This window comes from Herbaspirillum sp. UBA812, assembly GCF_002296545.1.
GTDB classification, from domain to species: domain Bacteria; phylum Pseudomonadota; class Gammaproteobacteria; order Burkholderiales; family Burkholderiaceae_D; genus Herbaspirillum; species Herbaspirillum huttiense.
The window spans coordinates 3,452-12,690 of the sequence record NZ_DBIC01000178.1 but is presented as its reverse complement, the minus strand read 5'-3'; the positions used below and the strand labels follow the sequence as shown (position 1 = coordinate 12,690).

8 protein-coding genes are annotated in these 9,239 nt (G+C 64.7%); 3 read left to right on the top strand and 5 right to left on the bottom strand.

The window, feature by feature from the left end:
* Positions 1–289 precede the first annotated feature (289 nt).
* The 4 genes from B3873_RS12005 to B3873_RS11990 all read right to left on the bottom strand — a co-directional run bounded on the left by B3873_RS12005 (position 290) and on the right by B3873_RS11990 (position 4,165).
* On the bottom strand, positions 290–460 hold the full coding sequence (locus B3873_RS12005) for a hypothetical protein (RefSeq protein ID WP_166675083.1): 171 nt from the start codon (positions 458–460) through the stop codon (positions 290–292).
* A 44-nt stretch (positions 461–504) separates the two neighbouring features.
* A complete protein-coding gene (locus tag B3873_RS12000) occupies positions 505–1,479 on the bottom strand; it encodes a quinone oxidoreductase family protein (RefSeq protein WP_134136729.1) in 975 nt (324 codons plus the stop codon).
* Between the two features lie 69 nt (positions 1,480–1,548).
* Positions 1,549–2,469, bottom strand: a complete 921-nt coding sequence (locus B3873_RS11995) for a DMT family transporter (RefSeq protein ID WP_199900317.1) — start codon at positions 2,467–2,469, stop codon at positions 1,549–1,551.
* Between the two features lie 58 nt (positions 2,470–2,527).
* Positions 2,528–4,165, bottom strand: coding sequence for a helicase HerA-like C-terminal domain-containing protein (locus tag B3873_RS11990; protein ID WP_286866286.1), 1,638 nt, complete (start codon positions 4,163–4,165; stop codon positions 2,528–2,530).
* A 229-nt stretch (positions 4,166–4,394) separates the two neighbouring features.
* Between B3873_RS11990 and B3873_RS11985 the strand changes: the two genes are divergently transcribed.
* The 3 genes from B3873_RS11985 (at position 4,395) to B3873_RS11975 (ending at position 8,542) form a co-directional block, all read left to right on the top strand.
* Positions 4,395–5,120, top strand: a complete 726-nt coding sequence (locus B3873_RS11985) for a YebC/PmpR family DNA-binding transcriptional regulator (protein WP_034336305.1) — start codon at positions 4,395–4,397, stop codon at positions 5,118–5,120.
* Positions 5,121–5,204: 84 nt separating this feature from the next.
* Positions 5,205–6,479: a phosphoribosylamine--glycine ligase gene (purD, locus tag B3873_RS11980; RefSeq protein WP_286866282.1), complete on the top strand. Its 1,275-nt coding sequence runs from the start codon at positions 5,205–5,207 to the stop codon at positions 6,477–6,479.
* Positions 6,476–8,542 carry an ATP-binding protein gene (locus tag B3873_RS11975; protein WP_115131830.1) on the top strand — a complete coding sequence of 689 codons (2,067 nt, stop codon included), beginning with the start codon at positions 6,476–6,478 and terminating at the stop codon, positions 8,540–8,542. Before purD ends, B3873_RS11975 begins: the two co-directional genes overlap by 4 nt.
* Before the next feature lies 1 nt (position 8,543).
* Here the strand turns inward: B3873_RS11975 and B3873_RS11970 are convergent.
* Positions 8,544–9,239 (bottom strand): ATPase domain-containing protein (locus tag B3873_RS11970; RefSeq protein ID WP_286866278.1); only part of this gene is annotated, 696 nt, incomplete at its 5' end.

Sequence of the window (9,239 nt, the reverse complement as noted above, 5' to 3'; positions counted from 1 at the left end):
GCCTGCGGGCTCCCCCCGTTCTCGGCCGCCTGCGCAGCGTGCAGGCCGCACGCCACGCCCAAGGCCAGACGGCCGCACCAGACAACGACCGCGTGCCAGTTCCTTCCCATCTCCCTCTCCCGCCAAAAATGTTCTCCCTGGAGGCGTTCAGGTGAAGGAATTCACCCAAACGCCGAAGGCAGCATTTGACGATCAAGACGGAGAAAAATGCGTGATCCACGCATAGTCTTGGGTAAACCCCGATAACTTGCGAGATCCGTACCGAAGAATTTCGATATCCAGTGGAAAATCAGGAGAAGTAGGCTTCGCTGGCGAAGGTGATGACCACGATCATGAGCACCGCACAGATCAGCACCGCCAACAGCCGCCCGAACTTGGGCGAGCCGTCGGCGCCGGCCGCCTGCTCGGGGGGATGGCCCATGGGATTGTCGAGGCCGGGGTCGCGCGGGGGCTGGTCCATAGGCATTCCTCTTGTGTCAGGGTCTTCAGGCGACTACGCGGCCATCACGGGATCAGGATGGTCGAACCGGTAGTCTTGCGGCCTTCCAGGTCGGCGTGGGCCTGGCCGACATCCTTCAAGGCATAGCGCTGGTTGATCTCGATGCTGATCTTGCCGCTCTCGACCATGTCGAACAGGTCTCCGGCGGTGGCATCGAGTTCAGGGCGGGTGGCGATGTAGTTGCCCAGCGAGGGGCGGGTCAGGAACAGCGAACCGCGCGAGGCCAGTTCGGACACGCCGAATGGCGGCACCGGACCGGAGGCATTGCCGAAGCTGACCATCATGCCGCGCGGGCGCAGGCAGTCCAGCGAGCCGGTGAAGGTGTCCTTGCCGATGGCGTCATAGACCACCGGCACCCCTTTGCCGCCGGTGATTTCCTTGACGCGTTCGACGAAGTTTTCGGTGGTGTAGTTGATGACGTGGGCCGCACCATGCTGCTTGGCCAGGGCCGCCTTCTCGTCGCTGCTGACGGTGCCGATCAGGTTCACGCCCAAGGCGCGCGCCCACTGGCAGGCGATCAGGCCGATGCCGCCGGCGGCCGCATGGAACAGGATGGTCTCGCCCGGCTGCACGGCATAGGTCTGGCGCAGCAAGTATTGCACGGTCATGCCCTGCAGCATCATGGCCGCTGCGGTATCGAAACTGATGGCATCCGGCAGCTTGACCAGGATGTCGGCCGGCATCACGCGCGCTTCGGCATAAGCCCCATTGGGACGGCCAGCATAGGCCACGCGGTCACCGACCTGGAAACCGGCCACGCCCGCGCCCACCGCTTCGATGGTGCCGGCCGCTTCCTGGCCCAGGCCGGCTGGCAGCGGCTGCGGATAGAGACCAGAACGGAAATAGCAATCGATGAAGTTCAGGCCGACGGCAGCGTGGCGGATGCGGACTTCACCGGGACCCGGTTCGCCCACTTCCACATCCACATATTCCATGACTTCGGGGCCGCCGGTCTTGCTCATGCGGATTGCTTTTGCCATCTGGGTCTCCTTGTAGTGAGTGGATTTCTAGCCTGAACATTCATATATCGAGAGGCAGTATAGAACGCCTCAGCGCTTCTTGCGCGACAGCAGCCACATGCCCGCCAGCACCAGGGCGGTGCCGGCCAGCTGGATGCCGGTGATCGGTTCATCCAGCAGCACGGCGCCCATGAAGAGCGTCGAGACCGGCCCCACCAGGCCCGCCTGGGCGGCCGTGGGGGCTCCGATGCGGGCCACCGCCACCATGGTCAGGAACACCGGCAGCACCGTGCAGAACACTGCATTGAAAAGTGAAAGCTGGTACACCGGGGCCACCTGCGTGACCAGGTCGGCGGGCGCGCGCAAGATGAAGAACTGGATCAGGCAGGCCACGCTGGAGACGCACATGGCATAGGCCACCAGCCGCACCGCGCCGACCCGACGCACCAGTTCGCCCGAAGAGATCAGGTAGATCGAATAGCTCAGTGCCGACCCCAGCACCAGGGCGCTGCCGAGGATGACGTTGCTGCCGCCGGTATGCAGGTCATGCTGGAGCACCAGCACGGTACCGAAGTAGGACACCAGCAGCGCCGCCCATTCGATCCAGCCGACCTTGCGCTTGAAGAAGAAAAACGCGATCAGCATCACGAAGGAAGGCGTAAGGAACAGGATCAGGCGTTCCAGCCCGGCCGAAATATATTGCAGCCCAAGGAAATCGAGGAAGCTCGACAGGTAATAGCCCATCAATCCCAGCACCACGATGCGCAGCACATCGGCGCGCGCCAAGGGCGGCTGGGTGCGCGCTTTCCACAGCGCCACGGCGGCAAACATGGGGAAGGAAAACAACATCCGCAGCGTGATCACCATGACCGCATCGACCTGGTAGCGATACATCAGCTTGGCCACGATGGCCTTGGCGGAAAAGAAGATGGCACCAATGATGGCGAGCAGCAGCCCGCCCAGGAAGGCCTGGCGCGGAGTGGAATGAACGGGAGTGTGGGCGGCAGTCATGGCCGCGATTGTAAACCCTGGGCTGCGCACGCGCCGCGCGGGCGGGCGCAGCACCGTGTCAGCGCTTCTTCATCAGCGAACCAAGCACGCCGCGAATGAGCTCGCGCCCGACCTGCGAACCGATGCTGCGCGCGGCCGACTTGACCATGGCCTGCAGGGGAGAATCGCTGCGGCGATTGCCGCTGCCGCTGCCGAAGATGCCACCGGCGGCATCCTTGAGCAGATCGCCCAGACCGCCGCCCTGATCTTGCTGTGACTGCGGCTGTGGAACGGGCTGCGGCATGCGCGCACCGCCACTGGGACGCGATGTGCTGGCAGGGGCCGGTGCGCTGCGGCCTGCCGATGCGCCCCAGGCATTGTCATCGGCTGGAGCGGGGACTGGTTGCGGAGCGGGCGCCGGGGCCGCCTGCGGCTGCTGCACTGCGCGTACCTTCAGGCGCTCATAGGCCGATTCGCGGTCGATGGCCTGTTCGTAGACGCCGGCCACCAGCGAAGACGCGATCAGGGCGCGCCGTTCCTCCACGCTGATCGGGCCGATCTGCGAGGCCGGGGTCAGCACGTAGCCGCGCTCGACCATGTTGGGCCGCCCCTTCTCATCGAGGAAGGACACCAGCGCCTCGCCCACGCCCAGCTCAGTGATGGCCTGGGCGGTATTGACCATGGGATTGGGACGGAAGGTTTCGGCGGCGGCCTGCACCGCCTTCTGGTCGCGCGGGGTGTAGGCGCGCAGGGCGTGCTGGACGCGGTTGCCGAGCTGGCCCAGCACGGTGTCGGGGATGTCCAGCGGATTTTGCGTGACGAAGTAGATGCCCACGCCTTTGGAGCGGATCAGGCGCACCACCTGCTCGATCTTCTGCAGGAGCGGCTTCGGGGCTTCATCGAAGAGCAGGTGCGCTTCATCGAAGAAGAAAGCCATCTTGGGCTTGTCCAGGTCGCCCACTTCGGGCAGGTGCTCGAACAGTTCCGACAGCATCCACAGCAGGAAGGTGGAATACAGGCGCGGCGCGTTCATGAGCTTGTCGGCGGCGAGGATGTTGATGATGCCGCGGCCCTGGGCATCGGTCTGCATCCAGTCCTCGATGTTCAACATCGGTTCGCCGAAAAACTGGTCGCCGCCCTGCTCGTCGATGGCAATCAGCCCGCGCTGGATAGCCCCCACGCTGGCAGCCGAGATGTTGCCGTATTCGGTCTTGAACTGCGCCGCGTTTTCACCCACGTGCTGCAGCATGGCGCGCAGGTCCTTGGTATCGAGCAGCAGCAGGCGGTGGTCATCGGCAATCTTGAACACCAGTTGCAGCACGCCCTGCTGGGTATCGTTCAGGTTGAGCATGCGGGCCAGCATCAGCGGGCCCATGTCGGAGACGGTGGCGCGCACCGGATGGCCCAGTTCGCCGTAGACGTCCCAGAACGCCACCGGTGCCGCGGCCCAGGCCGGTTCGGGCAGGCCCAGCTGGGCCAGGCGCGCGCTGGTCTTGGGGGAGGCGCTGCCGGCCTTGCCCAGGCCGGAGAGGTCGCCCTTGACGTCGGCCATGAAGACCGGCACGCCGATATCGGAGAGGGCCTGGGCCAGCACCTGCAGGGTGACCGTCTTTTCCGTGCCGGTGGCACCGGTGATGCAGCCGTGACGGTTGGCCAGTTGCGGCAGCAGGCACAGTTGCCCGCCGGAATGGGTAGCGATGGGAAGCGGATTAATCATCTCGACTGGGCCTTCAAGGCAAAAATGACGGGGTGGCGGTATGGTAAAATGCCCGCCCGATTATAGTCAGAACATGGCGTCAGGAAATGCAATATCGAACCCTGGGCGCCGGGTCCCCCTGCTGCAGCGATGCCTTGCCCGCGCCCGCCGGTCTTGCCGAGGCGCCTCCAGGAGCGGCTTGCGCAGGCGGGACGGTTCTGGCCTCACCCTCTCGCAGGAAAGATTCAACATGGCTGGACACAGCAAATGGGCCAATATTCAGCACCGTAAAGGCCGTCAGGATGAAAAGCGTGGTCGCGTCTGGACCCGCCTGATCAAGGAAATCACCGTCGCCGCCCGCATGGGCGGGGGCGATCCGGACACCAACCCGCGCCTGCGCCTGGCCGTGGACCGTGCCTCCGACGCCAACATGCCCAAGGACAACGTCACCCGCGCCATTCAGCGCGGCACCGGTGCCCTGGACGGCGTGAATTATGAAGAAGTGCGCTATGAAGGCTACGGCATCAACGGCGCCGCCATCATCGTCGATTGCATGACCGACAACCGCGTGCGGACCGTGGCCGAAGTGCGCCATGCCTTCTCCAAGTTCGGCGGCAACATGGGGACCGAAGGTTCGGTGGCCTTCCTCTTCAAGCACTGTGGCCAGCTGATGTACGCGCCCGGTACCGATGAGAATGCCGTCATGGAAGCCGCGCTCGAAGCCGGTGCCGAAGACGTCCTCACCGACGACGAAGGCGGCATCGAAGTGCTGACCGCTCCCAATGATTTCTCGGCCGTGAAGTCCGCCATGGAAGCCGCCGGCTTCAAGGCCGAAGTCGCCGAGATCACCATGAAGCCCTCCACCGAGACCGTGTTTGCGGGCGAGGACGGCGTCAGGATGCAGAAGCTGCTGGATGCGCTGGAGAACCTGGACGATACCCAGGAGCTCTATACCAACGCCGTGATCGAAGAATAATTCACCCGATCACCCAGCCGGTTTATAAAGATACGGACAAGACGACCCTTTCCGCCCCATTCGCCACTTTTATCTTCCTATCCCATGAAAATCCTAGTTGTTGGCTCCGGTGGCCGTGAACATGCGCTGGCCTGGGCCATTGCCAAGTCGCCGCGCATCCAGACGGTCTATGTTGCTCCCGGCAATGGCGGCACCGCGCTCGACGAGCGCCTGCAGAACATCGCCATCACCGATCCCGTGGCCCTGGCCGACTTCGTCGAGCAGGAACACGTGGCGCTGACCGTGGTCGGCCCGGAAGGCCCGCTGGCGGCCGGCATCGTCAACGTCTTCCGCGCCCGTGGCCTGAAGATCTTTGGCCCCACCAGGGAAGCGGCGCAGCTGGAAAGCTCCAAGGACTTCGCCAAGGCCTTCATGCAGCGCCATGCCATCCCGACCGCCGAGTACCAGACCTTCTCGGACGTGGCGGCCGCGCATGACTACATCGCCCTGAAGGGTGCGCCCATCGTCATCAAGGCCGATGGCCTGGCTGCCGGCAAGGGCGTGGTGGTCGCCATGACGCTGGAGGAAGCGCATACGGCCGTGGACATGATGCTCTCCGACAACAAACTGGGCGACGCCGGTGCGCGCGTGGTGATCGAGGAATTCCTGGCCGGTGAAGAAGCTTCCTTCATCGTCATGGTCGACGGCAAGAACATCCTGCCCCTGGCCACCAGCCAGGACCACAAGCGCCTGCAGGATCACGACCAGGGCCCCAACACCGGCGGCATGGGCGCCTATGCCCCCGCCCCGCTTCTGGATGCCGAGGGCCTCGAGGAGGTGCGCCGCATCGTGCTCGAGCCCACCTTGAAGGCCCTGCGCCAACGGGGCATCGATTACCGCGGCGTGATCTATGCCGGCCTGATGATCACGGCCGATGGGCCCCAGGTGATCGAGTTCAACTGTCGCTTCGGCGATCCCGAATGCCAGACCTTGATGCCCCTGCTCGGCCCTGAGCTCGGCGCCGTGCTGCAGGCCTGTGCCCTGGGACGCCTCGATCTGGCCCCGCAGCTGAGCATCGCCGAACGCTGCAGTGCCTGCGTTGTGGCGGCCGCCGAGGGCTACCCGGAGGCTCCCCGCAAAGGCGATGCGATTCGCATCGACCTCGCCCCCAGCCCCAACCATCAGCTGTTCCATGCCGGCACCCGCCGCGACAGCTCCGGCGAACTGCTCACCGCAGGGGGCCGGGTGCTGGCCGTCGTCGCCCAGGGCGATGACTTCGATGCCGCCTTTGCCGGGGCCTACAACGGCCTCAATCAGCTGGATTACGCCGGAATCACCTACCGTCGAGACATCGGCCATCAGGTGCGCTCGGGCGGATGAGCAGCGGCAGCGGAGCAGCAATCGCTGATTGGGCGCTTCCCCCCAATGGCAAGCCGCCGGGGGACGACCAGAACCTCTGGGACCGCATCACCGCCTGGTGGGCGGAATTCACCCTCCAGACCAAGCTGCTGGCGATTGCCACCCTGGTGGTGAGCCTGATGATGACGGGCATCACCTTCTTCGCGCTGAACGGAATTCAGCGCGATGCCGTGATGAACGACACGCGCTACGCCCGGGATCTGGGCCTGCTGCTGGCCGGCAATGTCACTGAGCTGGTGGCGCAGGGCCAGGACCGTGAGCTGGCCAACGTCGCCGAAAAGTTCTGGCGTTCCAGCCGCAGCGTCCGCTACATCTTCTTCGCCGACCCCGAAGGCGTCGTCTACCTGGGGATCCCGATCAGCGGAACCCCCAGCAGTGGCGATGGAGAGCTTCGTCTCAACCGACGACTGGAGCTGCCCGAGGAGCTGCGTCGACGCCCCCAGAACCCCCTGGTGCGGCAACACCTCACGCCCCAGGGTGCCGTCACCGATGTGTTCGTCCCCCTGATCCGCGGGGGTCAGTACTACGGCGTTCTCGGCCTTGGGGTGAACCCGAATGAGACGGCCCTGGCCAGCGCAGCCCTCACCCGGGAGGTGACCGTGGCCGTGTTCATCTCGATCTGGGTGCTGGTGATCCTGGGCGCGGTGTTCAACGCCCTCACCATCACCCGCCCGGTGAAGGAACTGCTGCGGGGGGTGCGCTCGGTCGCCTCCGGCAACTTCGGTGCCCGGGTTGACCTGCCAGTGGGCGGGGAATTGGGGGAACTGCTCACCGGCTTCAACGCCATGGCCTCCCAGCTCGAGGCCTACGACGAGGCCAACATCGAGGAGCTCACCGCCGCCCAGGTGAAGCAGCAGTCGTTGATCGCCACCATGGCCGACGGCGCCATGCTGCTGGATGCCGACGGCCGCATCGTGCTGGCCAATCCCACAGCGCGGCGTCTGTTCCGCTGGGAAGGGCGCAGCCTGGAAGGCCAGGAGCTGGTGGGGGAACTGCCGGAACTGCTGGCCATCGAACTGCACAGTCCCCTCGATTCCCTGCTCGGTGGCGCGGCCGACAGTGAAGACCTGCGCTGCAGCGTGGGGGAACCGGCCCGCACCCTGCGCATCGTTCTGCAAGCGGTGCGAGATGCCAGCGGTGAAACCCTCAAGGGCATCGCCGTCACCATCCAAGACCTCACCCGCGAGGTGGAACTGAATGCGGCCCAGAGCCGCTTCATCAGCAACGTCTCCCATGAACTGCGCACGCCGCTGTTCAACATCAAGAGCTACGTCGAAACCCTGCACGACCTCGGCGATCAGCTCAGCCCCGATGAACAGAAGGAGTTTCTCGGGGTCGCCAACGACGAAACCGATCGACTCACCCGGCTGGTGAACGATGTGCTGGACCTCTCCCGGCTGGAGTCGGGCCGGACGCTGCAGTTCGAACCGATCAGCATGCGCCCGGCCATGGAGCAGACCCTGCGCACCTACCGGCTGAATGCCGAGGATCGCCAGGTGGAACTGGTGCTGGATGTTCCCGAAGAACTGCCCGAGGTGCTGGGCAACTGGGACCTGCTGCTCCAGGTGCTCGACAACCTGGTGGGCAATGCTCTGAAGTTCAGCCGGCCCGGCGGCCCCCTGGCGCTGCGGGCCTATCCCTGGCCCGACGCCTGTTCGGTGGAGGGAACGGCGATCACCAACAGTGATGGACCCACCTGCGCCCTCACCTCACCGCTGCCCAAGCTGAGGGTGGAGATTGCCGACACGGGCTGCGGCATCAGCAGCGCTGATCAGGAGCGCATCTTCGATCGCTTCTTCCGGGTCGAGAACGCCGTTCACACGGAAGTGGGCACCGGACTGGGTCTTTCGATCGTGCGGGGCATCCTCGAGAAACACGGCGCCCAGGTTCAGATGGCGAGTGAGCCCGAGGTGGGCACCACCTTCTGGTTCGATCTGCCCCTGGCGGAGGCCGACAAGGATGAGCTGCAACTGCAGGCGGAACGGCGCAGCCGCAACGCCATCGCCGAGGCCGTGGAGCTTTAGATCAGTCCTCGGTGGAGACGCCGCGGGCGATGCGCGACAACTCGCTGCGCTCATCGGTGGTGACCCGATGGGGCACACCGGAAATGATCCGCTCGAAGTTGGAGAAGGAATCCTTGATCTGAGGGCCATTGCCCGTGATCACAAATTCGCGGATGCCCTTGTCGTGCCATGAACCGCGCATCTTGAACACGTTCAGGGCGCGGGCCATCTCCCCGCGGATCTCCACGTACTGCAGCAACAGGATCGTGTCGGTGATCGTGGAGATGTGGGAGTCGGTGATCGAATGGCTGCCCATGAACTCCTCGGAGGTGTTCGTGAAGAAGCCGGCGATCTCCTCCTGCTTGGCGTAGCCGGTCACCCCGATCACGAACTGACGGAAGGCGTTGTGGCTCACACCGCGCGCCAGGGCCGAGAGGGAATCGATCGCCATCCGCGACGGTTTGAACTGGCTGATCTCCGTCTTGATGATCTGCAGGTGATCCTCAAGGCCCGTGGATTCGGGGTAGGCGCAAATGATCTTGAGCAGCCCGTCCTGCTCCATCTGCTCGAAGTCGATGCCCCAGCTGGTGCCGTTGCGCAGCAGCTGAGCCCGCGATTCCTCATAGGCAAACAGGATCGCGCGTTCCTTGTTGCGGCAGGCGTCTTCGATGAATTTGGAGACGAGCATCGTCTTGCCCGTTCCGGTGGCACCGGTGGC